Genomic DNA, 26,082 nt, shown 5'->3' with positions numbered 1-26,082 from the left:
ACATCTGATGACATGATGACAGGACCAATCACATTAAGCATTATATTTCTGAATGTTCAAAATTACAATCTTTTTTTGCATGACGCTCCGGCTATATATTCAAACTGGAAAGAGCGGTATAATAAAAAAATGAAGCATCACGTGCAGTCTGTCGATGAGGTGAAAAAATTGAAATATAAGCAAATCAAGACGAAAAAAATATACGAGGAAGTAGCTGAAGCGCTGCTTGATACGATCAAAAAAGGCGAGCTTCAGCCTGGGGATAAACTCGATTCCGTCCAATCGCTCGCCGACAGCTTTCAAGTCAGCCGCTCAGCCGTCAGAGAAGCCCTCTCCGCTTTAAAAGCAATGGGGATGGTCGAAATGAAGCAAGGGGAAGGCACCTATGTGAAAACGTTCGAGCCTGAACAAATCTCAATCCCGCTTTCCGCCGCCCTGCTGATGAAAAAGAAAGATGTCGCTGAGCTGCTCGAAGTGAGAAAAGTTCTAGAAATCGGCGCCGTCTCGGCTGCGGCGGAAAAGCGGACGGAAGAAGACCTGGAACGCATGCATGCGGCGCTTGTCGATATGAATCTGGCCGACGGGAACGATGAACTCGGCGAAAAAGCCGATCTTGCGTTTCATTTGGCGCTGGCCGGCGCATCGCAAAACGGCTTGTTAAAAGGCCTGATGAACCATGTCTCATCCCTCCTGATCGAAACGATGAGAGAAACGCGGAAAATCTGGCTGTTTTCCAAAAAGACGACCGTAAAGCGGCTGTACGAAGAACATGAAGCGATCTACAGGGCCGTGAAAGAGCAGGACGGACAAAAAGCGGAACAGGCGATGCTTGAGCACCTGACAAACGTCGAAAAAGTGCTGGCATCGTACTTTGAAGAAACAGAGCAGCCTCATTGAAAAGCAGACGATCGTCTGCTTTTTTTATCGAGCCGGTCCCAAAACTCGAAAGAAACCCCTTTCAAAAAAAGTTCACAAGGTGTAAGATGAAAAAAGAGGTTTTTACATCCAAGTCATCAGATGACCTGACTAATTCAGGTCAGGGGAGAGGGGATCAAGATGAAAGTTTCACTGTTTATCACGTGTTTGGTCGACATGTTCCAGACGAATGTCGGAAAAGCAACCGTTGAGCTGCTGGAACGGCTGGGATGTGAAGTCGATTTTCCCGAAGGCCAGATCTGCTGCGGCCAGCCTGCATACAACAGCGGGTATGTCAAAGACTCCAAAAAGGCGATGAGACGGATGATTGAAACGTTTGAAGGGGCAGAATACGTCGTCAGTCCTTCCGGTTCATGCGCTTTTATGTTCAAGGAATATCCGCACCTTTTTCAGGATGAGCCTGCCTGGGCGGAAAAAGCGCAGCGGCTTGCCGACAAAACGTATGAGCTGACCGACTTTATCGTCAATGTACTGAAAGTGGAGGACGTGGGGGCAAGGCTTGAGAAAAAGGCGACCTATCATACGTCATGCCACATGACCAGGCTTCTCGGAGTAACAGACGCGCCGATGAAGCTATTGCAGCATGTGAAGGGGCTCGAGTTCACACCGCTGCCCCGAAAGCATGACTGCTGCGGATTCGGGGGAACATTTTCGGTGAAAATGTCGCAAATTTCGGAGCAGATGGTCGATGAGAAAGTGGCGTGTGTCGAAGAAACGGCCGCAGATGTGCTCATCGGGGCGGACTGCGGCTGTCTGATGAATATCGGCGGGCGGATCGCAAGGAAGGAAAAACCGATTCAAGTGATGCACATCGCTGAGGTCTTAAACAGCAGATAACACATCCGGTCATTTCACAGATAGAGGGGGACGATGGTCATGGCAATGAAGATCGGAACACAACATTTCAAAGACCGCGTATCAGAGGGGCTTGAAAATCACTTCATGAGAGGCGCCGTTTCAAGCGCCCAGGAACGGTTGAGGGCCCGTCGGCTTGAGGCGGCAGAAGAGCTCGGCAACTGGGAAGAATGGCGGTCTCTCGCAGAAGAAATCAGACAGCACGTACTGGCGAATCTCGACTATTATCTTGAGCAGCTCGCCGAAAATGTCGCCGAAAAAGGCGGACACGTTTTCTTTGCGGAGACGGCAGAAGAAGCGACAGGCTACATACGCGACGTCGTCAAAAAGAAAAACGGCAAAAAAATCGTTAAATCAAAATCGATGGTCACGGAAGAAATCAATATGAACGAAGCGCTTGAAAGAGAAGGATGCGAGCTGGTCGAAACCGATTTGGGTGAATACATCCTTCAGATCGATGACCACGATCCGCCGTCGCATATCGTGGCGCCCGCGCTTCATAAAAACAAAGAGCAAATCCGCGACGTTTTCAAAGAGCGGCTCGACTACCGCAAAACGGAAAAGCCCGAGGAGCTCGTCATGCACGCGAGAACCGTGCTCAGGAAGAAATTTTTGGAGGCGGACATCGGAATTACGGGCTGCAACTTCGCAATTGCCGATACGGGCTCCGTCAGCCTCGTCACAAATGAAGGTAACGGACGCCTCGTCACGACGATTCCGAAAACGCAGATTACCGTCATGGGGATGGAAAGGATCGTCCCGTCTTTCGACGAATTCGAGGTGCTTGTCGGAATGCTGACGAGAAGCGCCGTCGGTCAGCGGCTGACAAGCTATATCACCGCGCTGACAGGACCGAAGCTGCCCGGTGAAGCGGACGGCCCGGAAGAGTTTCATCTCGTGATCGTCGATAACGGCCGCTCGAAGATTCTCGGAACCGAATTTCAATCGGTTCTTCAATGTATCCGCTGTGCGGCCTGCATCAACGTCTGTCCGGTCTACCGCCATGTCGGCGGACATTCCTACGGCTCGATTTATCCAGGACCGATAGGCGCGGTATTGTCTCCGCTGCTCGGCGGGTATGACGACTACAAAGAGCTTCCTTACGCATCGTCGTTGTGTGCGGCCTGTACGGAAGCCTGTCCGGTGAAAATTCCTCTTCACGAGCTGCTCTTAAAACACCGCCAGCGCATCGTAGAACAGGAAGGACGCGCCCCGATTGCCGAAAAGCTGGCGATGAAAGCCTTCGGTCTCGGAACGTCTGCGCCGTCGCTCTATAAAATGGGATCAAAATGGGCTCCGGCTGCCATGAAGCCGTTTAAAGAAGGCGAAAAGATTACGAAGGGACCGGGGCCATTGAAGCAATGGACGCAAATCCGCGACTTTCCTGCACCGAACCGGTCCAGATTCCGCGACTGGTTCCAGGACAGACAGAAGGGGGAGGACAGATGACAAACGGAACGATCCAAAACAAGGAAAGCTTCTTAAACAGGGTTGCCGAAAGACTCGGCCGCGAAAGGAGATCATCAGGCGTCACAACACCCGATTACGAATATCAGCCGCAGCACAAAGTGTATCAAGGATATACGCCCGATGAGCTCTTAGGCGTATTAAAGGAGCACTGCCTGAAGATTCATACCGAACTGATTGAAACGGACGCCGTCAGCTTGTACGATGCGCTCTATAATCAAGTATCGCGATTCGGCGGAGGGCCTGTGATCGTTCCGAAAGACGATCGCTTTAAAGAATTCGGACTGTCCGGGCTGCTTGCCGATACATGGCCGCAAGAAGGCACACAAGTGTGGGAATGGGATGCGGCCGCTGGAGACGAAAATATTAAGCGCGCCGAACAGGCGAACGTCGGCATCACATTCAGCGAAATCACCCTTGCGGAATCAGGCACCGTCGTCCTTTTCAGCTCAAAAGATAAAGGGCGCTCCGTGAGCCTTTTGCCGACGACATACATCGCCATCGTGCCGAAAAGCACGATCGTCCCGAGAATGACGCAGGCAAGCCGGATCATTAAACAGAGGATTGCAGAAGGCAGCGTCATCCCCTCCTGCATCAACTATGTGACAGGACCGAGCAATTCCGCCGATATCGAAATGGATCTCGTTGTAGGCGTCCACGGACCTGTAAAAGCGGCTTATATTGTGGTGACAGACCGCTAAAAAAACTTCAGCGCTATCATGCGCTGAAGTTTTTTTTAGAGAGTCACTTTCCCGGTATGACAGGGAGAATGATTGCAGAAGGATGATCTCTGTCATGAAGGATGGTTTGCCTTGCTGTCCTGGCATCTTCCTTGCGTCCGCTTCCGATATCAAGCCCGTTGTTGAGATTCCGGTCCCAGCGGGGAAAACTGCTGCTTGTGATATCCAAGCGGATGCGGTGCCCTTTTTTGAATACGTTGCTCGTTGCCCAGAGGTCGATTTCATAAAGATACGCTTTTCCCGGCTCGATCAGGCTTGGTTTTTCGCCTTTTGAGCTGTTTCGGAAACGGGCCCGGATGATGCCGTCGGTCAAATTGTATGCCGAGCCGTCGGGGTGTACGTCAATCAAGCGGGCGACAAAATCGGTGTCAGCCGCACTAGAAACCGCCCACAGCCTGATCGTTACAGGCCCCGTCACTTCCGTGTCTTCTTCGAGAACGGGGGAAGTATACACCAATACATCTTCCCGCTTTTCAACTTCCCTTTGATCATGGGCGCCGCTTGTAAAATCAGGCGGCATCATGATGGCTCCGCCTTTTGTCGGAACGGGATGCAGCGGATCGTAGACGAAATGATCGGGTGCTTCCGCATCAGGGGGCACCGTGCTGAGAGTTCCGTCGCCATGCAATGTATTCGCCTGACCGCCGCTGTGCAAATAATACGGCGTAAACCTGGTGCGGGCGAGCGGCCATTCGTATTCATCGCGCCACACGTTTTCTCCCATCACGAACAATTTGATCGGCGCTTCATTCGTTATCCCGGTATCGATTCCTTTTACGAAATGATCAAACCACCGCAAATGGATGCCGTTCAAATCAATGGAAGCGGAATGGGCGGATAATCCGAAATTCTTTTCGCCCGACTGATGGCTATGATCCAAATGCTGCCACGGGCCGATGATCAGCCGGCTTTGCCGGGCTTCGGGAGTGGCGCCGTTTTCTCGTATTTGCAGAAAGTTCTCAATCGTTCCCGACAGGAATATATCGTACCAGCCGGCGATATTCAGCACAGGCGTCGTGAATGTATGATATTTCCCTTTTACAGATAAATGGGCCGTATATTCCCGATCCATCCCCCTCTTGATCAGTTCAAGAATAGAAGGAGCGACGCCGTTTCGCTGAAACGGCGCAAAATCCTTGAGCGGGAGCGCTTCGATCTCTGTTTTGAGCTGATCGATGTCTGAGATCAATCGTTTTCTCGCAGCCGCGAGTTCGCGTTCGTCTGAATAGAGCGCCGGCAATGTATCAAGATACATGCCCATTTGCCAATAAGATAAAAAACCTAACTCCAATGCACCGCCCCGGAATATCAGGCCGTCAAAAGGATCGCTCCAGGAAAATGCCGGAGCCGCCGCTTTCAGCGCCTTTGCTTTACGCTCTATTCCGCCCCATTGCGTAAATGCGTAATAAGACGAACCGAACATTCCGACCCGCCCGCTGCTGTAGGGGAGCTTTGCCGCCCAATCGACCGTTTCCTCTGTATCCCCGGCTTCATGGGTGCTCGTCACAAGCGGATCCCATTTCCCGTCTGATGAAAAGCGTCCTCTCGTATCTTGAAGAATTACGACATATCCTTTGTGAACCGCCCGAATCACGTCGTGAAAACCTAACAGCACATGGGGAACGTCCTTCCCGTAGGGGAGGCGGGTCAAAAGAACAGGCCACGAGCCTTCGCCTGCCGGCCGGTAAATATTCGCGCGAAGCACTGTTCCGTCTTTCATTGCCACCGGAACATTCAATTCAGTTATGATTTGATCAGTCATGCTCCAAACTCCTTTCTGATGCCGGCCTTTTCAATCGGGATTTGAACCTCTGCGATATAATCGTTTGAATGTTCATGTTCAGGGTGCAGAAATACTTCGCGGCGCGGCTCATTTTCCTTTATGCGATACCCGTTTTGTTCAATCCAAACCCCGAGATGCGCGCTTGCTTTGCAGGGGCTTGCCGGATTGCAGCGGTGCAGAAGCGTCGCCATTACCGGGATCTCCGGCAGCCGGCGCACGCTGCCATTCTGAAGAGACGGCAGCGGCCGGCTGATGAGATAGCCTGCTTCTAAATCAATTGCATCTTCACACTCTTCACAGCCATGCCAAAGAATGATCTTGGGAAGCGAAGACGTGAACCGCTTATCGAACCGCCCATCCAGCTCTTGAAAAAGAGCGGGGATTCGATTGATCGAAGTCCGCCTCCGTACGGATATGAGCTGCCTGCTTTCCGCTGTTTTCAGCACGATCTCGTGCTCGGCGTCTCCATATCCTTCATTTTCTACCTGCTCAAGCCGTTCTTCAATTCGTTTCAGGCGCGCCTGTTCTTCTTCAATGAGCGTCAAAATCTCTGCCTTTTTCAGCCGGAACATCCCCCTGATCTGTTCTGTCGGCATAAGCTCTGCAATCTGCTGAAGCGTGAATCCGAGCTCCTTGAAAGCGAGAATGCGATTCAATAGAAAGAGCTGGTTTGCCGCATAATAGCGGTAGCCTGTTTCCTGATCTGTACAGGCCGGCTTTAACAGACCGATCTGATCATAATACCGCAGGGCTTTTACGGAAACCTGGCTCAGTTTGGAAAATTCGCTGATTTTAAACAAAACTATAATCTCCTCCTTTCTAAAAGCGAGTATAAACCCTCCAGCAGAGGGGAAAGTCAAGAAAGCTGCGCACTTTTCGATTTAAGGTAATGTTAAGGATAAAATTATTTCCGGATAATCTCCAGTCTCTATAATAAAGGGATGAAGGAGTGACTTGTGATGCGGGCAATCTGTCTGAATGAATTTAAAAGTCTTTTTAAAAGTATTAAATCGATTATAGTGATCGCCATCATTTTTTTCGTGAGCTTTAAGGTGGCCGATGTCATCGAAAACTTGCCGGCCGATATGGTCGGCGAATTGGATTTGGGAAGCGACGCCAATGCAGCCGGAACTGCTATGATCGTATTCCTGCTCGGTTTCCTGATCATCACCGGACTGTCCCATGACATCGTCAACCGCGAGGTCTATACGCGGACGATAAGATTTCTAGTGACGAAAACGTCGCGTCCAAAAATTATCATAGGCAAATTTTTAGGAGTCTGGCTGTTTTGGTTCACGTGTATTCTGGCATCATACATATTGGTCATGGTCGTATCTAAAACGTTTTTATGGCAGAGCGCTGCTGACAGCATGGCATTTCTGACAGCGGCAATCGCGTTAAATCTCTTATTCTCGGTTATCTTTCCAAAGCCTGCTATGTCAATGTTTTTCGGCATCGTGTTTGCCCTGTTCTTTCCCGCACTCAGCATATGGGCCATCTTCTCGGACAATATGATGATCAGCTGGTTTAAATATTTGTCGCCCTATTATTATTCAAATCTAGGACATTATTTTACCCTGATCAACATCGTTTACGCGATTGCGGTGCTTGGCGGGGCCATCGCTTTATTTAAAAGGAGAGATTTATAATGGGTGTTGTGATCGAGGCAAAGGGATTGACGAAGACATTCGGATCGAGGACGGTCGTAAACAATGTCGATCTTCAGGTGGAAAAAGGGGAGATTTACGGATTCCTCGGCCGCAATGGCGCCGGGAAATCGACGTTCATCAACATGATCACCGGAATTATTGAACCGTCAGCCGGCAGTTTTCAACTATTAAACGAATCTTCTATTGATCATATAAAGCACCGCATCGGCGTTTTGCCGGACTATTCGACCTTTTACGATTCAATGACGGCGGCCTGTCATTTAAAATACTTCGCCAAGCTGACCGGACAAAACGTGTCAAGACAGCAGTGCGAGTCCGTTTTGGCAAGGGTCGGTCTGCTTGAACACGCCGACAAAAAGGCGGGGACTTTTTCCTTCGGCATGAAAAAAAAGCTTGGGATCGCCCAAGCCATTATCCACGACCCGGAGTTGATCTTCTTGGATGAGCCGACTTCCGGAGTCGATGCAGAATCAGCCTTGAATATACAAAAGCTGATCATCGATCTGCAAAAAGAAGGAAAAACGGTATTTATGACGTCCCACAATCTATATGAAATCGAAAAGATTTGTACCAGAATTGCGATCATGAAGGATGGCGGTATTTTACGCGAAGGGACGCTCGATGAATTAAGAAAGCATTTCATGTCTTCTATTACGGTTTATATCAGGCATTCGCAAATTCCCGAACAGCATTTCGGCTTGATCAGCAGTTTCCTCGAGTCAGCAGGCGAGGAAGTCAACTTCCGTGACACTGAGCTTTCGCTCGTCGTCAATTCAGAAGAAAAAATCCCCGCCATTATCCGCGTCTTAACCAATTGCAAAGTAAACATTTACAGGGTCCATGTCGACGAACCGTCTCTGGAAGACATTTTTTTGGACCGTGAACAAGAAAACAGCGGATATTAGGCAGCCTCCGGAAAGGCACGGTACTGGAAAAATACGCCCGCACATAGAAGAGGAAGTGCTTGAATGTTTATCAAGTATAATGAATATGACCTTTTAGAACTTTTTGAGAATGAACCGGTAATTATCACACATCAAGATGCTGGTGAATTTAATTATACATATGAAGATAATCAAAATTTTAAATTGATTTTAACCCTGGAAGTCTATCAAAAAACGTGCGGCCTTAGCATAACATATAACGATTGCATCGTTTTTGCAGGTGATTTTATAAATGTTACCAGAATAAAAAAAGCTGACAAACATTCAATGGTGATATTCGTTGAGAATGAAGAGAAAGTAAGGGTAAAGTTCTCTAAACAGGTTGGGATAGAACTGCTGTAACTGTTGCTGCGAATATGAAATATAAAAAAGACCCCGCGGCTGAAGTGACCCCCAAAAGTTAGACAGCTTATTTTCTCAAGTAACATGACTGGCATGAATCCGGTATTGTACTGGGCTCATGCCTTTTAATTTTGCCTTGATCCGTTTGTGATTATAGTAATCGATATATGTTACGAGCTCTTGTTTAAAATGCTCGATGCTTTGAAATTCGTTGAAATGGATAAACTCTGATTTTAAAATACCAAAGAAACTTTCAATGACCGCGTTATCGTAACAGTTTCCCTTACGAGACATACTTTGAATAATATTTCGTTCCTTTAGGGCGTGGCGATACTGTTTCATTTGATAGTGCCAGCCCTGATCGGAGTGAATCAACAGATTTTCTTTATCTGTCAGCTGTTCAAATGATTTTTCCAACATCTCGGATACCAATGAATACGTTGGCCTGGATCCAATTGTATAAGCAATGATTTCGCCATTAAATAAATCAAGCATTGGCGATAAATAGAGCTTCTCCCCAAATAATTTAAATTCCGTGATATCTGTTACCCATTTCATCTTCGGCTTTTCCGCCTTGAAATTCCGCTCTAGCCTGTTTGGTGCCACCGTGCCGGTTTCTCCTTTATACGAACGGTATTTTTTCATCCGTACGAGACATTTCAACCCCAGTTCCTTCATGAGGCGATATATTTTTTTATGATTCATTTGATATCCCCGGTTTTTAAGCTCGTCGCGTATCCGGCGGTACCCGTAACGGCCTTTATGTTCATGATAAATCGATTGAATCAGTGTTTTTAATTTGGCATCTTTGTCTGGAAGACCGAAGGTTTTGACCCAGTAATAATACGTACTGCGCGGAATTCCAGCCAGTTTAAGCAGGGCTTTTACCGGAAATTCAGTCCTTAGTTCAAATACTACTTGGGCCTTTTCTTGTTTTGTAATTTTTCCTTGTTTTGAACTAAGGTATTCAACTTTTTTAAGTAGGCATTCTCCATTCGCAGACGTTCAATTTCAGCCTGCATGGCTTCCACTGATCCTTCTTGCGGTGTTTGTTTCTTCGTTCTTTTTTGATTTTTCTTTGTCATTGACGGCCGCCCCTTTTTCATCGGTTTTAGGGCATCGATTCCTCCGGTTTCGAACAGTTTCTGCCATTGAGCCACCGTAGAAGGTGCTTGAATATTGAAGATGGCGGCTGTTTCACGGATCGACGTCCCATTTTCGATCATATAGTGAAGTACCTTCAGTTTATCTTCTACAGAATAGGTTGTATAGAGTTTTTGAAACGCACTTTCTCCATGGTAATGGTATTTGCGAATCCATACCTGAAACACACCTGACGAAACACCGATCTCTCTGGCGATTGTTTTATGCCCTTCCCTACCCGCAAGATACCTTTTGACCGCTTGTATTTTTTCCTCAGCTGTAAATTTAGCCATAAAAAACTGCACCTCCGATTGTTAGATGGTGTCTAACAATTGGGGTGCAGTTCAGGCAGGATAACCTTTTGCACAACAATCGGGTGTGAAAGGTTGTCCTGCCGCTTTGCTTTACAATCAACACAGCGGAGCCTTTCCGTTCAACAAACTATTCAACGATCCCGTTCCGTATCGCAAAAACGACGGCCTGCGTCCTGTCCTGGGCGCTGCATTTTTGCAGGATGCGGTGGACGTGCGTCTTGACGGTGCTTTCGCTGACGAAAAGCTTGTCTGCGATGTCTTCGTTTCTTAAGCCATAGGCCATTTGCTGGAGCACCTCCAGCTCTCTTTTTGTAAACGGCTCAAGCAGGTCTCCGTCCTGCGGTTGATATTGTTGTTTTGTCCGGAACGTTTCGCTGATGATTCTGGCGGCTGTGGCGGTCCGGAAGATGGCTTCTCCTCTGGCTGCGGCGCGAATGGCGTCAATCAGTTCTTCGGGAAGGGTATCTTTCAGCAGATAGCCGACTGCACCCGCGCGGATGCCTTCAAATACATATTCTTCAGTGTCAAAGGTCGTTAAAATGACGATTTTCGTATCCGGATATGCAGACATGATCTGTTTCGTCGCTTCAATGCCCGAGCAAGACGGCATTTGGACATCCATGAGGATGACATCGGGTTTTGTTTGTTTTGCGAGTGATGTGATTTCGTCTCCGTCGCCTGCTTCGCATGATACGGTCATATCGTGTTGTGCATTGATGACATAGCGGAAGCCTTCGCGTACAAGCGGCTGGTCGTCGGCGAGCGCGACGCGGATTTTATGATCGTTCATCTGCTTCCTCCTTATTGATTTGTTGCGAAAGCGGCAACTGTAATTCGACTTGCATGCCGCTCGGCTGGAGTGCCTTGATAGAGAAGGAGCCGCCTGCTTGCTCGGCGCGCTCTTTCATGCCTGTCAATCCGAACCCGAATGTGAGATCTCCGCTGAATTTGCCGTCGTCTGAAACAGTCATATTCAGACGGCCTTCATCGTTTGACAGGACGATGTCCGCACGGGAAGCGCCTGCATGGCGCAGAATATTTGTCAGCGATTCCTGCAAAACGCGGTATACCGTCTCGCTGATGTTTTGCGGCCATGATTCTTCTTGCAGGCCGGACGTATCCAAAGAAATGGCCAAATCGCTGCGTTCACCGGTTTGGTGAATAAGGCCCCGGATCGCGGCGAGTCCCACCATGGCTTCGCTTTTGCCCATTTGATGTACGACCGATCGGACTTCCTGAAGGCATCCCCTTGCGACGGTGAGCACGTTTTGGATGACTTTTTCCGGATCTTCGGCGCTTCCTTTCAATACATACGGAAGCGATTGGAGCTGGACGATGACAGACGTCAGTTCATGGCCGATGCTGTCGTGTATGTCGCGGGCGATCCTCGTCCGTTCTTCAAGGACGGCATACCGCAAGGAAAGGACTGATGCTTCCTTGAGTTCAAGGTGTGCCTGTTGAAGCTCTGCGTGTGCTTTCTCTAATTCCTTGTGCATGTGCGCCAGCTTGGCGTGATTTCGCTCCGTCTCTTGCCGGGCTTCTTTTCTGATGCGGAAAGAGGTAAAGAGAATATACAGCCCGGTGATCACCGCTGCGTTATCGACGAGCACACCCAAGCCGCTATGATAAACGCTAAAGACCAGCAAGCTGTTGAATATGACCAAAAACGCAACGAATATCGCTGATAGCCTTCCCGGAAGCTTTGAAGAGACATAGACGGTTAAAAAGGCCATTAAAAATAACGCAGACCCTTGTTCATGCCCGGACACGATCCATAACAAGCCTGCCGAAAGCCAAAGGACTGCAAATATACTTAAAAGGGCAGCAACCGGCGTTAGGCGGGGAATGATCCAGACTGCCGCCACAAAGAGCGCGAATACCGCCGCAGTAAAGAGCGGATCGGCATTGGCAGGAGAAGAAAGAGATTGTATGAGATTTGCAATAAGAATGGAGCTCGGCAAAAGCGGTCGATAATGCCGAGCTGAAAATTGTCTGACCATGCAGATCCTTCTTTCAGTTAGTGAATCTGTGCTTTGACCTTTGTGAGCCTGCTGTATTCCTTGAACAGCATGAAATTGCGGGCGGCAATGGTGCCGAGCGGGACGAACAGCATGGAATGGACAATCGCTGAAAACCATTCGTTATCCTCTGGCAGCCATGTTCTTAAAGCCATCCGAAGCAGCAGTACGGCTATGATGAGGATGACACTACCGAGAGAACCGCGTGATGTAATATTTCCGCTTTCCTCATCAATTCGAACGGTCACCATTTTTCCGATGGCACATCCGATTCCCAAGCCGATGACCAGTAAAATGCCGCTTATTATGATGTGCAGTGTAGAATTGAAATATCCCGGCTGAACGGAAGAAGACACCCCCCAAAAAAGCAGAATGGGAAAGAATAGCAGCTTCCAGGGCCGCACTGTCCGTTCACGGTACATATTTAAAATCATAAGGGCAAAAACCACTAAAATGTATGGACCCATTGTCATTGTCATGTTGATCAAATCCTTTCTGCAACGAGTATAACGAACGCTGGAAAGGAATGCGTCAACCGACAGATTGATTTTTGATCACTACATCTGTTCCTGCCTCAAAAATTCGCATAACATGGCGTGGAATTGTTTAATATGCTCACTGTTTCTTTTCCATATCATATAAGTCTGTGAAGCCGGCAGCTCCAAATGCGGCGTCTCGATCGGCATCAGTCCGTCTTGATCATGCTTGATTTTGAAGGCAAAAAACTTCAATATCTAAAACTAAATGTAGAAAAATTTATAAAGCGTGCTTTGCGTTCTTGAACCAAAAATAATAAAAAAGAGCAGGTGACCCCGACCAAAGAATCACTGCTCCAAACAATAAAGTAAATTTAATTATAGCATAATTGATAGAAGCATTGGTGCACACACAGATTTTGATCATACAGATGTATGATCAAATTACATGAACTTGAAAGCCAAAGTGAGAATATTGTTGTAGGAGACAACATTACCGCATTTTTGCAACAGGAATAGCTATCTTATTTGTCGCATTTCCCCATGTTGTAAAAAGAAAAGGGGAACGTCATGAAAAAGAACAAGAACCTTATTATATACCGAAAACTGCAACTTCTTCACAGCTCACTTTTTGACACGTTTGATCGGGCGCTCAATATTTACGATGGCAAAGGTACGATTAATCCTGTATATGTAAGAATCGATAATGCTAAACAGCTGCTAACAAAATCATTAGAAGCTGCCCCATGTTATATCGAGTCATCTATGGACGATATAGATTATGAAAAGACTCAAGCGCAAAATGATGAGAAGTTGTTTTCCTAGGCTTATACAATCAATTTCGTACCCGAAAAAAAGCCAAAAGAGATCATAAGACTCTCGTCTTTCATTTGCGAGCGAATGCCCTTCCGAAGAAGGACATTATGGCCATTGAAAATGGATATAACACCTTGGAATATACAATCAACCAACCAAATCATCTTTACAAAGTCAAAACAAATCCCGGGGCACAACCTTGTCATTGAATTTTTTAGACGGAACAACCGGTGCTGCAAGCTTTATAAAAACTATAGATGTATATCTGATTAAAAAAAAGATATTATCATAATGTTTACCAATTAGAAAACCGTAGCAATTCTTTGGCACACAGTTTTTCTGTCATCATTATTATGTGGTTACCAGGTTCTCAAGCATAAAGTATCTACATCTGCTGCACCTGAGGGCTTGATGATAGAATAAAAACATCGGTGCAATTCACGAAACACCTTTGTTGTTGTTGTAGATGGAAGAAGAAAAGATCCGTCTGATTTCAGTGGATATACAACCTCCCCTCGTACTTAGCTGCTGGGGAAATGATCATTTAAAATAAGGAGTTTAAACAATGAAAACATGTCCATACTGCGGCAGCAAAGCCGAGAAAATAGACCTTTCACGATATTATTGCGAATTCTGTACCATGAACATTCCTTCAGACCTTGTTAAAGAGGCCGGAGTAAGAATTAGCGTAATTTACAAAGAAGGTGCATCAAAAAAAGACCTAGAAAAAAGCACCCCTGAGTTGATGACACTTCCTACCGTCGATCTTCTATTCTTATTGAAGAAAGCAAGAAAGGTAAGAAACGACATCACAGGTGAGATACGTAAATTAAAGAAGGAAATTCAACAGGCAGGAAGTGCTTCTTCTTTTAAAGAAGCTTATGTGGTACTCAATGAAGATTATATATTCGTCTCTAAAAAAATGTACGTAGTTGAAAACATTATGAAGACCCGATTAGGCTATATACCGCCGAGGTTGGATAAACCCTTTTTTGAAAAATACCTTAAAAACGTGAAGAACAAAAAAAAGAATTTCGAACCAATGATTGATTTCAGCCAATACGATAGTCAAGACATAGATGACATTTTGAATTCTAAATGAAGGGATAACTACATCCTTTGTCGTTCTGCATGCGGGATCCGTTGTAGATTGAGCTCGCCGGTTTTCTTCCTGGAACAACGGCCTTTATCAGGTGATATTACCCTTCTACTGTATTAAAGCCGATTGCGTTATTTGAGGTTTTTTGTAGATTGATTCTAAAAAATACATAAAAGTAAATATATTGTTTATATGTGTCATAGAACAAATTTTTAACTAGTGGTTTGTACGTTATAGAACAAGGGAGTCCGAAGGCATTCAAAACAAAAAAACGCCCTGATAAAAAGGGCGTTATAAAAGGGGGGGCGGGCAAGAATTCAGTATCTCCACAAAATCGACATATCACCGGTCGTTTTCTCATAGACGACATTGCCTTTTTTGTCATGTTTGACGACGTATTTGCCGCCGTTCGTGACATTTTTGTATTCGGTTGTTGATGTACCGTCATCGTTTTGTTTCAATGTAAACCGGATGTCTGCAATGAGCGTGTCGCTGTTCAGATCAGCGTAGTATGAATGGAACCTGACATGGCTCCAGTCGTCTTTTTTGTCGGGGATGTCCGAAATGATGCCGACTTTTTCGTGAGGTTCATTCACGATTACTCCGTTATCCTTTTTCAGGCTGCCGGTCTTAATATCAGCATTCTCCAAGACTTGTTGAATCTGGCTAAATTCGGCTTTTGTCGGCACGGTATACTTATCTTCCGGCACGTCTTTCGCAAAGCTGGCAGGCGTACTGAATACGATCGTCAATACGGAAAGGATCACCATCAACGACAGTTTTTTTATGCATCTTCCTCCTTTAGCTGATCAATTGATTCGGGTCCCACTCTATCATCGTTAAAATATTTTGTAAAGTTTGAATGTTATATCGATTTAACCATTTTTTTCGGGGAGTTACAGCCGGTTTTTTCCTGTCGATCTGTTCATCCAACGGCCGATCAACTGAAAACTCATGCTCAAATCCTCTTGCATTCTGCAAAAGAAAAGGCGATTTTCCCTGGAAATAGAGAAATATTCTGTTTTTTTAATTTTATCACTCTATTTGTTATTGACAAAGTGAAGTTTAGGTCGTATATTAAATGAATAAATTTTCAGGCAAAAAGAAACGCGATGAATGGGAGCAGTAGAAGACAATCATTAGCCAAGAGAGCTGCGGGTCGGTGTGACGCAGCCTAATGAATCTTTGAACTCGCCCGGGAGTGGACTTGCTAAAAGGGAAAGACATCAATTCCTGAAGGCTTTACGATTAACCCCCGTTACCGGGTTTACAAGCGGATTCTATTAGTGGAATCAAAAAGAGTGGTACCGCGGTAGGCTTTAATAGCTCATCGTCTCTTAATCTTCAATGATGAAGAAAAGAGACGGTGAGCTTTTTTATTTTCAGCAGAGGAAGTGGCAAAGAATGGAGAAAAAGACGCAGAAACTGGAGAGAACGATGACATCGCGGCACATTATGATGATGGCTTTGGGAGGAGCCATCGGTGCCGGATTGTTTAAAGGAAGCAGCAATGCGATAGATTTAGCGGGGCCGTCGGTTCTGATCGCTTATCTAATCGGCGGAATCATCCTGCTGTTCATCATGCAGGGTCTCGCCGAAATGGCGGTCAAAAACAGCGAAGCGAGAACGTTCAGGGACCTCGTTCAATCGGTTTTAGGACCTTATGCAGCGTATTTTTTGGACTGGATTTATTGGAAAATGTGGGTGTTGAATATTGCGGCAGAGGCTGTCGTGGCGGCGACTTTTTTGCAATATTGGCTTCCGGGCATGCCGGTGTGGGTGCTGGCGCTGTTTGTCGCCCTCGTCATTACAAGCGTCAATTTGCTTTCTGTTAAAAGCTTTGCCGAGACGGAATATTGGCTCGCCTTGATTAAAATCACAGTGATTGTCGTCTTTATTATTGCCGGATTTATTTTATTATTTTTCTCATTTGGCAGTCATACAGCTGTAGGTTTTTCTCATTTGACCGATCACGGCGGGTTCTTTCCGAACGGAGCCGGAGGGCTGGTCACGGCGATGCTTGTTGTCATTTACTCTTACGGAGGAACCGAAATCATCGGCGTGACATTGGCGGAGACAAAAAATCCTGAGCAGGTTGTGCCGAAAGCCGTCCGCGGGACGCTGACGCGGATTATTGCTTTTTATATCCTTCCGTTTTACATCATCGTCAGCCTGATACCGTGGAATCAAGTGAATCAGGTGTCCGAAAGCCCGTTTGTCATGGTGTTTAAATTGATCGGAATTCCAGGGGCGGACCATGTCATGAACGCCGTCATTTTATTGGCGGTCATCTCTTCGATGAACTCCGGACTCTACGGTTCTTCGCGGATATTATATACACAGGCTGCAGACGGCCGGGTGCCGAAAATCTTTTCAAAGCTGTCCGGCAGAAAGGTTCCGGTATATGCGATTTTGCTATGTACTTCTTTCTTATATTTAGGCGTATTGTTTTCAATCTTTGCGGGCAGCCAGGCATTCGAGTATTTGATGGGGTCTTTAGGCTATACGGTGCTGATGATTTGGCTCGTCATCGCCTTCGCCCACTTGAAGTCAAGAAAACGGACTCAGACGGCGCCAGTCGGCTACTATGTCAAATGGTTTCCTTATACGACCTGGCTGGCGATACTGGCCCTTTTGGCAATTTTAATCGGCGTTATTTGGACAACTTCGATTGCTATCACGTTGGTGACGGCAGGAATATACTTGCTCATTACCATCGCTTATCTTGTCAAAGGACGAAAATTGGCGTAAAAATGACTGCCTCCGCATTAAGGAGGCGGTTTTTTTGAATAACGGTTCGAATTTGATCGAACTAATTTCTTTAATTATCATCTTCTGTTGTGGTATCGTCTAAGTACGATATCGAATAGGAAGAAGGAGAAAACATGCCTGGACAGCATTTCAAAAACACCAAATACTCCGTATTGAATTTGTCTCCCGTCGTCCAAGGCGGGACTGTTGAAGAATCCTTTCAGAATTCCATGGATTTGGCCCGTCACGCCGAAAAATGGGGCTATCACCGGTTCTGGCTGGCCGAGCATCACAGCATGGAGGGCGTGGCGAGTTCAGCCACGGCTGTTTTGATCGGCCATATCGCCGGAGGAACAAAAACGATCCGCGTCGGATCGGGAGGCATTATGCTGCCGAACCACTCTTCGCTCGTCATTGCGGAACAATTCGGAACGCTTGAATCCCTCTATCCGGGAAGAATCGATCTGGGGCTTGGCCGGGCGCCGGGCACCGATCAATTAACAGCAAGGGCATTGAGAAGAAACATTAACAACGGCGAGGATTTTCCCGAGCAGCTTGCCGAGTTGCGCAATTATTTTCAGCCGTCCGGTAATGTCCGGAACCATGTGCGCGCCATCCCCGGCGAAGGGCTGAATGTACCGATATGGCTTCTCGGTTCGAGCGGATTCAGCGCCCGTCTCGCGGGGGAGCTCGGTTTGCCGTTTGCATTTGCGGCTCATTTTTCGCCGGCTAATACGATTCCCGCTTTAGAGCTGTACCGGAGTTCATTTACACCCGGCGTGCTGGATGAACCGTATGCGATGGTCGGAGTGACGGTAATCGCGGCTGATTCTGATGAAAAAGCGCAGCATCTTGCGACATCACACTATCAGAAATTTTTGGACCTCGTCCGCGGGAATTCGACAAAGCTCAAGCCGCCTGTTGACGATATGGACCAGATCTGGTCCCCGCGCGAGAAAGCGATGGTCAATGAACAGCTCAGCTCAACGATCATCGGCGGACCGAAAGAAGTGAAAGCAAAGCTTGAAGACTTTATTCAAACGACACAGGCAAACGAAATCATCGTGAACTCAGAAACCTTTGATCATGCAGACAGGCTGCGGTCCTTCGAAATCATCGCAGACGTCTGGAAAAGCTGACAAAAGCCGAAAAAAAGCAATGGAATGGGAAGCCAATCCATTGCTTTTTTATGTCTATTCAAGTTGAAAGCCGGGAAACATCTAAACGCCGAAGATAATCGTATTTTAATAAAATATTTGCACATTCAGTCTATTAAAATATTGAAAGAGAAACAAAGAATAAGTCGCTGGAAGAGATAGAAAAGCTTTGGGTAAAATGAAAGCGCTTTAAGGACCTTTCGAGAAAAGGGCTTTTTTTCGTCTGCACCTTTTGATCAGTTGCTGTATAAGCTGGAGAATAATAGGAAACAATTGATGATGACAAAAAAACGTTTTGTCGAAACGGTGCGAATATTGTCAAGGAATTGGTTTCTTAACAGTTGAATAAACATTTTAACCCTGTTACAATAAGACATGTAAGCAGGAGTAATTTTTTTTGGCTGAGGCGGGACGTTTTCAGTCACAGTGGGACATTTTTTGTCCAGGACGAGATGAAAGGAACGTTTTGGCATGAATCAATTAATACAGGCTCAAAAAAAATTATTGCCGGACCTTCTCGATGTCATGCAAAAAAGGTACGAAATCTTGCAGTACATAAGGCTGACTGAACCGATCGGCAGAAGAAGCCTCGCCGCCAGCCTCGGCATAAGCGAACGCGTATTAAGGGCGGAGGTTCAGTTTTTAAAAGAACAAAATCTTCTCGAGATCAAAACGAGCGGCATGACATTGACACCTGAAGGCTCTGACCTGCTGTACATCCTCGAAGATACGATGAAAGACGTTTTAGGGTTGACTCTTTTGGAAAATACATTAAAAGAGAGGCTGAATCTTGAACAGGTTATCATCGTATCCGGAGACAGCGACCATTCCCCATGGGTCAAAAAAGAGATGGGGAGAGCGGCCGTCGCATGCATGAAAAACAGGTTTCAAGGGGAAAATATCGTCGCCGTAACCGGAGGCACGACCCTCGAAGCTGTGGCTGAAATGATGACGCCTGACTCGAAAAATCGCAAACTGCTTTTTGTTCCGGCAAGAGGCGGACTCGGCGAAAACGTCAGAAATCAGGCGAACACGATTTGCGCCCATATGGCTGAAAAAGCTTCCGGTACATACAAACTGTTATTCGTGCCGGGGCAGCTGAGCAAAGAAGCCTATTCTTCTATCATCGAAGAGCCTTCCATCAAGGAAGTGCTGCAAACGATTCGATCATCCAGTATGGTCATCCACGGTATCGGGGATGCTAAAACAATGGCTGAACGAAGGAATACGCCGGAGGAAGATTTGCGGAAGATAGAAGAAAACGAAGCTGTTGCAGAGGCGTTCGGCTATTATTTTGACCGCCACGGAGAAGTCATTCACAAGGTGCACAGCGTGGGCATTCAGCTTGAGGATCTCGATTCGATCCCGAACATCATCGCGGTGGCGGGAGGCTCATCAAAGGCGGAGGCCATTGAGGCCTATTTTAAAAAGCCGCGCAACACGGTTCTGATCACTGACGAAGGAGCCGCAAAACAGTTATTAAGGGAAGTTTCTTCCCTCAATATAAATTAAAATATCTCTTACTTACTTAAAGGAGGAAATCATCATGGCAGTAAAAGTCGGTATTAATGGTTTTGGTCGTATTGGACGCAACGTATTCCGTGCAGCGTTAAATAATCCTGATGTTGAGGTTGTGGCGGTTAACGATTTAACAGACGCTAACATGCTTGCTCACCTATTACAATATGATTCAGTTCACGGCAAACTTGACGCAGAGGTGTCTGTTGACGGAAACAACCTTGTTGTTAACGGTCAAACGATCCAAGTAACAGCTGAACGCGACCCTGCTAAATTAAGCTGGGGAGAAAAAGGCGTTGAAATCGTCGTTGAATCAACTGGTTTCTTCACAAAACGCGCTGATGCAGCTAAACATTTGGAAGCTGGCGCGAAAAAAGTCATCATCTCAGCTCCTGCGAGTGAAGAAGATATCACAATCGTTATGGGTGTTAACGAAGATAAATACGATGCTGCAAACCACCATGTCATCTCTAATGCATCTTGTACGACAAACTGCCTTGCGCCGTTTGCAAAAGTGCTTAACGACAAATTCGGCATCAAACGCGGTATGATGACAACTGTTCACTCATATACTAACGATCAGCAAATCCTTGACCTTCCGCACAAAGACTACCGTCGTGCGCGCGCGGCAGCAGAAAGCATCATTCCGACAACTACTGGTGCTGCGAAAGCCGTTTCTCTTGTACTGCCTGAACTGAAAGGCAAACTGAACGGCGGCGCAATGCGCGTTCCGACTCCAAACGTATCACTTGTTGACCTTGTTGCGGAACTTGATAAAGAAGTAACAGCAGAAGAAGTAAACGCAGCGCTTAAAGAAGCAGCAGAAGGCGAACTTCAAGGCGTTCTTGGCTACAGCGAAGAGCCGCTTGTTTCTAAAGACTACAACGGCAACACAAACTCTTCTACAATCGATGCCCTTTCTACAATGGTTATGGAAGGCAGCATGGTGAAAGTCATTTCTTGGTATGACAACGAAAGCGGCTACTCTAACCGTGTTGTAGATCTTGCAGCTTACATTGCAAAACAAGGTCTTTAATAAAATAGAATCGGACTTGGTTCTTTAAGAGAGAAGCGCTATAATGAAAGCGGACAAGGGAAGGGGACAGACACTCCCTTTCCCTTTTTCCGTATGCGGCGCCTTGGAAGTCGAATGAAAACGCCGCATTTGGGGATTTCCGTTTTCGGGCTTGTAAATCAATCAAAGGAGGATCTCCTAAAAGCCATGAACAAAAAATCAGTAAAAGACATTGATGTAAAAGGCCGTGTTGTTTTTTGCCGCGTTGACTTCAACGTGCCGATGAAAGACGGGAAAGTGACGGATGAGACGAGAATCCGCGCCGCACTTCCGACGATTCAATATTTGACTGAGCAAGGTGCGAAAGTTCTTCTCGCAAGCCACCTCGGCCGTCCAAAAGGACAGGTTGTGGAAGAGCTTCGTTTGACTCCTGTGGCGGCCCGCCTCGGAGAACTGCTTGGCAAAGAGGTGAAAAAAGCGGATGAAGCATACGGCGACGCCGTAATAGCGCAAATTTCCGAAATGAAGGACGGAGACATTCTCGTTTTGGAAAACGTACGCTTCTATCCGGGAGAAGAAAAAAATGATCCCGAGCTGTCAAAAGCGTTTGCCGACCTTGCGGATGTATATGTCAATGACGCATTCGGAGCGGCCCACCGCGCCCATGCTTCAACAGCAGGAATCGCTGAGCACCTTCCGGCTGTGGCAGGCTTCCTGATGGAAAAAGAGCTTGAAGTGCTTGGAAAAGCCCTTTCAAACCCTGATCGTCCGTTTACAGCGATCATCGGCGGAGCGAAAGTAAAAGACAAAATCGGCGTGATCGAAAGCCTTCTTGAAAAAGTCGACAATCTGATCATCGGCGGCGGTCTTGCTTATACATTCGTCAAAGCGCTCGGCCATGAAGTCGGAAAATCCCTTCTTGAAGAGGACAAAATTGACCTGGCCAAGTCGTTCATGGACCGCGCCAAAGAAAAAGGCGTGAATTTCTACATGCCTAAAGATGTGCTTGTTGCCGACGATTTCTCAAATGACGCCAATACGAAAATCGTTCCGATCAGCGAAATCCCAAGCGACTGGGAAGCGCTCGACATCGGTACTGAGACTCAGAAAACGTATGCCGACGTCATCAAAAACAGCAAGCTTGTCGTTTGGAACGGACCGATGGGCGTATTCGAACTCGATGCGTTCGCTAAAGGAACAAAAGCTGTCGCTGAAGCTTTAGCAGAGGCAAAAGATACATACTCTGTCATCGGCGGCGGAGACTCTGCAGCTGCAGTTGAAAAGTTCGGTCTTGCTGACAAAATGAGCCACATTTCAACAGGCGGCGGAGCTTCTCTTGAGTTTATGGAAGGAAAAGAACTTCCTGGCGTCAAAGCTTTGAACGACAAGTAAGCAAAACACACAGCATAAGGAGTGGAGCACATGAGAAAACCAATTATAGCCGGTAACTGGAAGATGCATAAAGTGCTTTCAGAAGCTGTCAGCTTCGTTGAAGAAGTGAAATCTTCCATTCCCGCAGCAGATAAAGCAGAAGCCGTTGTCTGTGCGCCTGCGCTGTTCCTTGAAAAGCTGACATCAGCTGTAAAAGGCACCGACCTGAAAGTCGGCGCGCAAAACATGCACTTTGAAGAAAGCGGCGCTTTCACCGGAGAAATCAGCCCTGTTGCTCTGAAAGACATCGGGGTTCAATATTGCGTGATCGGCCACTCTGAGCGCCGCGAAATGTTCGCCGAAACCGACGAGACCGTAAACAAAAAGGCGCACGCAGCCTTCAAACACGGAATCGTGCCGATCATCTGCGTAGGTGAAACGCTTGAAGAGCGTGAAGCCGGTAAAACAAATGCCCTTGTTGCAGATCAAGTGAAAAAAGCGCTCGCCGGACTGACGGCTGACCAGGTGTCTGCTTCTGTTATCGCTTATGAGCCAATCTGGGCGATCGGAACAGGCAAATCTTCAACAGCACAAGACGCAAACGAGGTGTGCGCACACATCCGCAAAACGGTCGCTGCAGAATTCGGACAAGCGGCAGCCGACAGCATCCGCATCCAGTACGGCGGCAGCGTAAAACCTGCGAACATTAAAGAATACATGGCCGAGTCTGATATTGACGGCGCTCTTGTAGGCGGCGCAAGCCTTGAGCCTCAGTCTTTCGTTCAATTATTGGAGGCAGGTCAATATGAGTAACAAATTAGCCGCACTCATCATTTTGGATGGGTTTGGACTAAGAAACGAAACTGTCGGAAACGCAGTAGCCCAAGCGAACAAACCGAATTTTGACCGCTATTGGAACAAGTATCCGCATCAGACGCTGACAGCTTCAGGCGAAGCGGTCGGACTTCCCGAAGGGCAAATGGGAAACTCTGAAGTCGGCCACTTGAATATCGGCGCCGGACGGATCGTCTATCAAAGCCTGACGCGCGTCAACGTAGCGATTCGCGAAGGCGAATTTGAGCGGAACGAAACATTTCTGAACGCGATGAAGCACGTCAAAGAAAAAGGCACAAACCTTCACCTGTTCGGACTGCTGTCTGACGGCGGGGTTCACAGCCACATCAACCATTTGTACGCGCTCTTAAAGCTTGCGAAAAAAGAAGGCGTTCAAAACGTCTATATTCACGGCTTCCTTGACGGACGCGACGTAGGTCCGCAAACGGCCGAGAAATATCTCAAAGAGCTTGAGGAACAAATTGAAGAAATCGGCGTCGGCGAAATTGCGACGCTGTCAGGCCGCTATTACTCAATGGACCGCGACAAACGCTGGGACCGTGTTGAAAAAGCGTATCGCGCCATGGTATACGGCGAAGGGCCTGCATACAAAAATCCGTTTGATGTTGTGAAGGATTCCTATGAAAAAGGCATTTACGATGAATTCGTCATCCCTTCCGTCATCACAAAAGAAAACGGAGAGCCTGTTGCGACAATCAAAGACAACGACGCGGTGATTTTCTACAATTTCAGACCGGACCGTGCGATCCAGATTTCCAACACGTTCACGAATGACGATTTCCGCGATTTTGACCGCGGTGACAAGCATCCGAAAAACCTTTATTTCGTCTGCTTGACTCACTTCAGTGAAACGGTTGACGGATACGTGGCATTCAAGCCGGTCAATCTCGACAATACGGTAGGAGAAGTTTTATCCCAAAACGGACTGAAGCAGCTCCGCATTGCAGAGACCGAAAAATATCCGCACGTGACCTTCTTTATGAGCGGCGGACGCGAAGAGAAATTCCCGGGCGAAGAACGGATTCTCATCAATTCGCCGAAAGTTGCGACATATGACTTGAAACCTGAAATGAGCGCCTATGAAGTGAAAGACGCGCTCGTGAAAGAAATCGAGGCTGACAAGCACAACGCAATCATCCTCAATTTCGCCAACCCGGATATGGTTGGACACTCCGGTAAAGTCGAGCCGACGATCAAAGCGATCGAAGCGGTCGATGAATGCCTGGGCGAAGTCGTTGACGCGATTCTTGCAAAAGGCGGCCACGCAATCATCACGGCCGACCACGGCAACGCGGACGTGCTGATTACAGAAGAAGGCAAGCCGCACACCGCCCATACGACAAACCCGGTTCCCGTAATCGTCACAAAAGAAGGCGTGACACTAAGGGAAGGCGGAATTCTCGGAGACCTTGCACCAACGCTTTTAGATTTGCTCGGTGTCGAAAAACCGAAAGAAATGACAGGAACCTCACTAATTCAAAAATAAGATTCAAAGGAGAGAAACAAACATGCCATACATTGTTGATGTTTATGCACGCGAAGTATTAGACTCCCGCGGTAATCCGACGGTTGAAGTCGAAGTATACACAGAATCAGGAGCTTTCGGACGCGCGCTTGTTCCAAGCGGCGCTTCCACAGGCGAATACGAAGCGGTTGAGCTTCGCGACGGCGACAAAGACCGTTACCTTGGCAAAGGTGTTTTAACTGCCGTTAACAACGTAAACGAAATCATTGCTCCGGAGCTTCTCGGCTTTGACGTTACAGAACAAGTAGCAATCGACAAATTGTTGATCGAACTTGACGGAACTGAAAACAAAGGCAAGCTCGGCGCTAACGCGATCCTTGGCGTATCAATGGCCGTTGCCCGCGCTGCTGCTGATTTCTTGCAAATTCCTCTATATCAATACCTTGGAGGATTCAACTCTAAAACGCTTCCTGTACCGATGATGAACATCGTTAACGGCGGGGAGCATGCGGACAACAACGTTGACATCCAAGAATTCATGATCATGCCTGTCGGTGCGGAAAACTTCCGCGAAGCGCTTCGCATGGGAGCTCAAATTTTCCACAGCTTAAAAGCTGTCCTGAAAGCAAAAGGCCTGAACACTGCTGTCGGTGACGAAGGCGGATTCGCTCCAAACCTTGGATCAAACGAAGAAGCGCTTCAAACGATCGTTGAAGCGATCGAAAAAGCCGGCTTCAAACCTGGCGAACAAGTCAAACTTGCAATGGACGCTGCATCTTCTGAGTTCTACAACAAAGAAGACGGCAAATATCATCTGTCCGGAGAAGGCGTTGTGAAAACATCTGCTGAAATGGTTGACTGGTATGAACAGCTTGTTTCTAAATACCCAATCATCTCAATCGAAGACGGCCTTGACGAAAACGACTGGGAAGGCCACAAACTTCTTACTGAGCGCCTTGGCAAAAAAGTTCAGCTTGTCGGTGACGACCTGTTCGTTACAAACACGAAAAAACTTGCTGAAGGCATCAAAAACGGCGTAGGCAACTCTATCCTGATCAAAGTTAACCAAATCGGTACGCTGACTGAAACATTCGATGCGATCGAAATGGCAAAACGCGCAGGATACACTGCTGTTATCTCTCACCGCTCCGGTGAAACTGAAGACAGCACAATCGCTGACATCGCAGTTGCAACAAACGCAGGACAAATCAAAACAGGTGCTCCGTCCCGTACGGACCGTGTTGCGAAATACAACCAGCTTCTTCGCATCGAAGACCAACTGGCTGAAACTGCGCAGTACCACGGAATTCAATCTTTCTACAACTTAAGCAAGTAAGCATAAAAAGA

The 26,082-nt window shown here is 47.1% G+C and carries 24 protein-coding genes, 1 pseudogene and 1 other annotated feature; of the genes and pseudogenes, 17 read left to right on the top strand and 8 right to left on the bottom strand.

Annotation, left to right across the window (positions count from 1 at the left end; genetic code table 11):
- The first annotated feature begins 168 nt into the window (after positions 1 to 168).
- The 4 genes from MHB78_RS20855 (at position 169) to MHB78_RS20840 (ending at position 3,959) form a co-directional block, all read left to right on the top strand.
- Entirely contained in the window at positions 169 to 897 is a 729-nt protein-coding gene (locus MHB78_RS20855) for a FadR/GntR family transcriptional regulator (protein WP_046131064.1), read from the top strand.
- Positions 898 to 1,056: 159 nt separating this feature from the next.
- Complete coding sequence (locus tag MHB78_RS20850) at positions 1,057 to 1,773, top strand: (Fe-S)-binding protein (protein WP_046131039.1); 717 nt, start codon at positions 1,057 to 1,059, stop codon at positions 1,771 to 1,773.
- 39 nt (positions 1,774 to 1,812) lie between these two features.
- Complete coding sequence (locus MHB78_RS20845; protein ID WP_046131038.1) at positions 1,813 to 3,240, top strand: LutB/LldF family L-lactate oxidation iron-sulfur protein; 1,428 nt, start codon at positions 1,813 to 1,815, stop codon at positions 3,238 to 3,240.
- On the top strand, positions 3,237 to 3,959 hold the full coding sequence (locus tag MHB78_RS20840) for a lactate utilization protein C (protein ID WP_046131037.1): 723 nt from the start codon (positions 3,237 to 3,239) through the stop codon (positions 3,957 to 3,959). The genes MHB78_RS20845 and MHB78_RS20840 overlap by 4 nt, the downstream gene beginning before the upstream one ends.
- A 43-nt stretch (positions 3,960 to 4,002) precedes the next feature.
- Here the strand turns inward: MHB78_RS20840 and MHB78_RS20835 are convergent, their stop codons facing one another.
- Both MHB78_RS20835 and MHB78_RS20830 read right to left on the bottom strand, forming a co-directional pair.
- Positions 4,003 to 5,760 (bottom strand): CocE/NonD family hydrolase, encoded by a 1,758-nt coding sequence (locus MHB78_RS20835; protein WP_046131036.1) that lies wholly within the window; start codon positions 5,758 to 5,760, stop codon positions 4,003 to 4,005.
- Positions 5,757 to 6,581 carry a MerR family transcriptional regulator gene (locus MHB78_RS20830; protein WP_046131035.1) on the bottom strand — a complete coding sequence of 275 codons (825 nt, stop codon included), beginning with the start codon at positions 6,579 to 6,581 and terminating at the stop codon, positions 5,757 to 5,759. The genes MHB78_RS20835 and MHB78_RS20830 overlap by 4 nt, the downstream gene beginning before the upstream one ends.
- 159 nt (positions 6,582 to 6,740) lie before the next feature.
- Here MHB78_RS20830 and MHB78_RS20825 point away from each other — a divergent pair, with 159 nt between their 5' ends.
- The 3 genes from MHB78_RS20825 (at position 6,741) to MHB78_RS20815 (ending at position 8,737) form a co-directional block, all read left to right on the top strand.
- Complete coding sequence (locus tag MHB78_RS20825; RefSeq protein WP_046131034.1) at positions 6,741 to 7,430, top strand: ABC transporter permease subunit; 690 nt, start codon at positions 6,741 to 6,743, stop codon at positions 7,428 to 7,430.
- A complete protein-coding gene (locus tag MHB78_RS20820; RefSeq protein ID WP_046131033.1) occupies positions 7,430 to 8,356 on the top strand; it encodes an ABC transporter ATP-binding protein in 927 nt (308 codons plus the stop codon). The genes MHB78_RS20825 and MHB78_RS20820 overlap by 1 nt, the downstream gene beginning before the upstream one ends.
- Before the next feature lie 63 nt (positions 8,357 to 8,419).
- Positions 8,420 to 8,737 (top strand): hypothetical protein, encoded by a 318-nt coding sequence (locus MHB78_RS20815; RefSeq protein WP_046131032.1) that lies wholly within the window; start codon positions 8,420 to 8,422, stop codon positions 8,735 to 8,737.
- A gap of 75 nt (positions 8,738 to 8,812) precedes the next feature.
- Here MHB78_RS20815 and MHB78_RS20810 read toward each other — a convergent pair.
- The 5 genes and pseudogenes from MHB78_RS20810 to MHB78_RS20790 form a co-directional block, all read right to left on the bottom strand.
- Positions 8,813 to 10,173 (bottom strand): IS3 family transposase gene (locus tag MHB78_RS20810; protein WP_099047013.1). Its coding sequence is split into 2 segments (ribosomal slippage): positions 8,813 to 9,702 and positions 9,702 to 10,173, totalling 1,362 coding nucleotides; the frame shifts between segments, so codons are not numbered across the junction.
- Positions 10,174 to 10,321: 148 nt separating this feature from the next.
- Positions 10,322 to 10,984, bottom strand: coding sequence for a response regulator transcription factor (locus MHB78_RS20805; protein WP_046131094.1), 663 nt, complete (start codon positions 10,982 to 10,984; stop codon positions 10,322 to 10,324).
- Positions 10,971 to 12,194, bottom strand: coding sequence for a sensor histidine kinase (locus MHB78_RS20800; RefSeq protein WP_046131095.1), 1,224 nt, complete (start codon positions 12,192 to 12,194; stop codon positions 10,971 to 10,973). Before MHB78_RS20800 ends, MHB78_RS20805 begins: the two co-directional genes overlap by 14 nt.
- Positions 12,195 to 12,211: 17 nt before the next feature.
- Positions 12,212 to 12,685, bottom strand: a complete 474-nt coding sequence (locus MHB78_RS20795) for a DUF1453 family protein (protein WP_046131109.1) — start codon at positions 12,683 to 12,685, stop codon at positions 12,212 to 12,214.
- Between the two features lie 84 nt (positions 12,686 to 12,769).
- Positions 12,770 to 12,901: pseudogene (locus MHB78_RS20790) on the bottom strand (LysR family transcriptional regulator); the annotation flags it as partial.
- A 357-nt stretch (positions 12,902 to 13,258) separates the two neighbouring features.
- Here MHB78_RS20790 and MHB78_RS20785 point away from each other — a divergent pair.
- Together MHB78_RS20785 and MHB78_RS20780 are read left to right on the top strand one after the other, a co-directional pair.
- The gene (locus tag MHB78_RS20785) at positions 13,259 to 13,513 is read left to right on the top strand and encodes a hypothetical protein (protein ID WP_046131096.1); all 255 of its coding nucleotides are present in this window, start codon (positions 13,259 to 13,261) and stop codon (positions 13,511 to 13,513) included.
- A gap of 556 nt (positions 13,514 to 14,069) precedes the next feature.
- Complete coding sequence (locus MHB78_RS20780) at positions 14,070 to 14,606, top strand: hypothetical protein (RefSeq protein WP_046131097.1); 537 nt, start codon at positions 14,070 to 14,072, stop codon at positions 14,604 to 14,606.
- A 314-nt stretch (positions 14,607 to 14,920) separates the two neighbouring features.
- Here the strand turns inward: MHB78_RS20780 and MHB78_RS20775 are convergent, their stop codons facing one another.
- On the bottom strand, positions 14,921 to 15,355 hold the full coding sequence (locus tag MHB78_RS20775) for a hypothetical protein (protein ID WP_231947397.1): 435 nt from the start codon (positions 15,353 to 15,355) through the stop codon (positions 14,921 to 14,923).
- A 351-nt stretch (positions 15,356 to 15,706) separates the two neighbouring features.
- Positions 15,707 to 15,944 (top strand) — a binding site (T-box leader).
- A gap of 63 nt (positions 15,945 to 16,007) precedes the next feature.
- Between MHB78_RS20775 and MHB78_RS20770 the strand changes: the two genes are divergently transcribed.
- The 8 genes from MHB78_RS20770 to eno all read left to right on the top strand — a co-directional run bounded on the left by MHB78_RS20770 (position 16,008) and on the right by eno (position 26,071).
- On the top strand, positions 16,008 to 17,354 hold the full coding sequence (locus MHB78_RS20770) for an amino acid permease (protein WP_046131099.1): 1,347 nt from the start codon (positions 16,008 to 16,010) through the stop codon (positions 17,352 to 17,354).
- Between the two features lie 134 nt (positions 17,355 to 17,488).
- Positions 17,489 to 18,493 carry an LLM class flavin-dependent oxidoreductase gene (locus MHB78_RS20765; RefSeq protein ID WP_046131100.1) on the top strand — a complete coding sequence of 335 codons (1,005 nt, stop codon included), beginning with the start codon at positions 17,489 to 17,491 and terminating at the stop codon, positions 18,491 to 18,493.
- 489 nt (positions 18,494 to 18,982) lie between these two features.
- Positions 18,983 to 20,023 (top strand): sugar-binding transcriptional regulator, encoded by a 1,041-nt coding sequence (locus MHB78_RS20760; RefSeq protein WP_046131101.1) that lies wholly within the window; start codon positions 18,983 to 18,985, stop codon positions 20,021 to 20,023.
- 34 nt (positions 20,024 to 20,057) lie between these two features.
- A complete protein-coding gene (gene gap, locus MHB78_RS20755; protein ID WP_046131102.1) occupies positions 20,058 to 21,065 on the top strand; it encodes a type I glyceraldehyde-3-phosphate dehydrogenase in 1,008 nt (335 codons plus the stop codon).
- Between the two features lie 186 nt (positions 21,066 to 21,251).
- Positions 21,252 to 22,436 carry a phosphoglycerate kinase gene (locus MHB78_RS20750; RefSeq protein ID WP_046131110.1) on the top strand — a complete coding sequence of 395 codons (1,185 nt, stop codon included), beginning with the start codon at positions 21,252 to 21,254 and terminating at the stop codon, positions 22,434 to 22,436.
- 30 nt (positions 22,437 to 22,466) lie between these two features.
- Positions 22,467 to 23,228: a triose-phosphate isomerase gene (gene tpiA, locus MHB78_RS20745; RefSeq protein ID WP_046131103.1), complete on the top strand. Its 762-nt coding sequence runs from the start codon at positions 22,467 to 22,469 to the stop codon at positions 23,226 to 23,228.
- On the top strand, positions 23,221 to 24,756 hold the full coding sequence (gene gpmI, locus MHB78_RS20740; protein ID WP_046131104.1) for a 2,3-bisphosphoglycerate-independent phosphoglycerate mutase: 1,536 nt from the start codon (positions 23,221 to 23,223) through the stop codon (positions 24,754 to 24,756). The genes tpiA and gpmI overlap by 8 nt, the downstream gene beginning before the upstream one ends.
- Before the next feature lie 22 nt (positions 24,757 to 24,778).
- The gene (gene eno, locus MHB78_RS20735; RefSeq protein WP_046131105.1) at positions 24,779 to 26,071 is read left to right on the top strand and encodes a phosphopyruvate hydratase; all 1,293 of its coding nucleotides are present in this window, start codon (positions 24,779 to 24,781) and stop codon (positions 26,069 to 26,071) included.
- Positions 26,072 to 26,082: the final 11 nt, after the last annotated feature.

The organism is Bacillus sp. FSL K6-0138 (assembly GCF_037982765.1).
In the GTDB taxonomy this organism is placed as follows: Bacteria; Bacillota; Bacilli; order Bacillales; family Bacillaceae; genus Bacillus; species Bacillus glycinifermentans.
This window is presented reverse-complemented; position numbering and strand designations above follow the sequence as displayed.

Bases quoted from the DNA above. Each gene is read 5' to 3' on its own strand.
- MHB78_RS20770 (WP_046131099.1), top strand. From the start codon at position 16,008: ATGGAGAAAAAGACGCAGAAACTGGAGAGAACGATGACATCGCGGCAC.
- MHB78_RS20835 (WP_046131036.1), bottom strand. From the start codon at position 5,760: ATGACTGATCAAATCATAACTGAATTGAATGTTCCGGTGGCAATGAAA.
- MHB78_RS20795 (WP_046131109.1), bottom strand. From the start codon at position 12,685: ATGACAATGGGTCCATACATTTTAGTGGTTTTTGCCCTTATGATTTTA.
- MHB78_RS20750 (WP_046131110.1), top strand. From the start codon at position 21,252: ATGAACAAAAAATCAGTAAAAGACATTGATGTAAAAGGCCGTGTTGTT.
- MHB78_RS20800 (WP_046131095.1), bottom strand. From the start codon at position 12,194: ATGGTCAGACAATTTTCAGCTCGGCATTATCGACCGCTTTTGCCGAGC.
- MHB78_RS20845 (WP_046131038.1), top strand. From the start codon at position 1,813: ATGGCAATGAAGATCGGAACACAACATTTCAAAGACCGCGTATCAGAG.
- MHB78_RS20805 (WP_046131094.1), bottom strand. From the start codon at position 10,984: ATGAACGATCATAAAATCCGCGTCGCGCTCGCCGACGACCAGCCGCTT.
- gap (WP_046131102.1), top strand. From the start codon at position 20,058: ATGGCAGTAAAAGTCGGTATTAATGGTTTTGGTCGTATTGGACGCAAC.
- MHB78_RS20820 (WP_046131033.1), top strand. From the start codon at position 7,430: ATGGGTGTTGTGATCGAGGCAAAGGGATTGACGAAGACATTCGGATCG.
- MHB78_RS20785 (WP_046131096.1), top strand. From the start codon at position 13,259: ATGAAAAAGAACAAGAACCTTATTATATACCGAAAACTGCAACTTCTT.
- gpmI (WP_046131104.1), top strand. From the start codon at position 23,221: ATGAGTAACAAATTAGCCGCACTCATCATTTTGGATGGGTTTGGACTA.
- MHB78_RS20780 (WP_046131097.1), top strand. From the start codon at position 14,070: ATGAAAACATGTCCATACTGCGGCAGCAAAGCCGAGAAAATAGACCTT.
- MHB78_RS20840 (WP_046131037.1), top strand. From the start codon at position 3,237: ATGACAAACGGAACGATCCAAAACAAGGAAAGCTTCTTAAACAGGGTT.
- eno (WP_046131105.1), top strand. From the start codon at position 24,779: ATGCCATACATTGTTGATGTTTATGCACGCGAAGTATTAGACTCCCGC.
- MHB78_RS20850 (WP_046131039.1), top strand. From the start codon at position 1,057: ATGAAAGTTTCACTGTTTATCACGTGTTTGGTCGACATGTTCCAGACG.
- tpiA (WP_046131103.1), top strand. From the start codon at position 22,467: ATGAGAAAACCAATTATAGCCGGTAACTGGAAGATGCATAAAGTGCTT.
- MHB78_RS20760 (WP_046131101.1), top strand. From the start codon at position 18,983: ATGAATCAATTAATACAGGCTCAAAAAAAATTATTGCCGGACCTTCTC.
- MHB78_RS20815 (WP_046131032.1), top strand. From the start codon at position 8,420: ATGTTTATCAAGTATAATGAATATGACCTTTTAGAACTTTTTGAGAAT.
- MHB78_RS20765 (WP_046131100.1), top strand. From the start codon at position 17,489: ATGCCTGGACAGCATTTCAAAAACACCAAATACTCCGTATTGAATTTG.
- MHB78_RS20825 (WP_046131034.1), top strand. From the start codon at position 6,741: ATGCGGGCAATCTGTCTGAATGAATTTAAAAGTCTTTTTAAAAGTATT.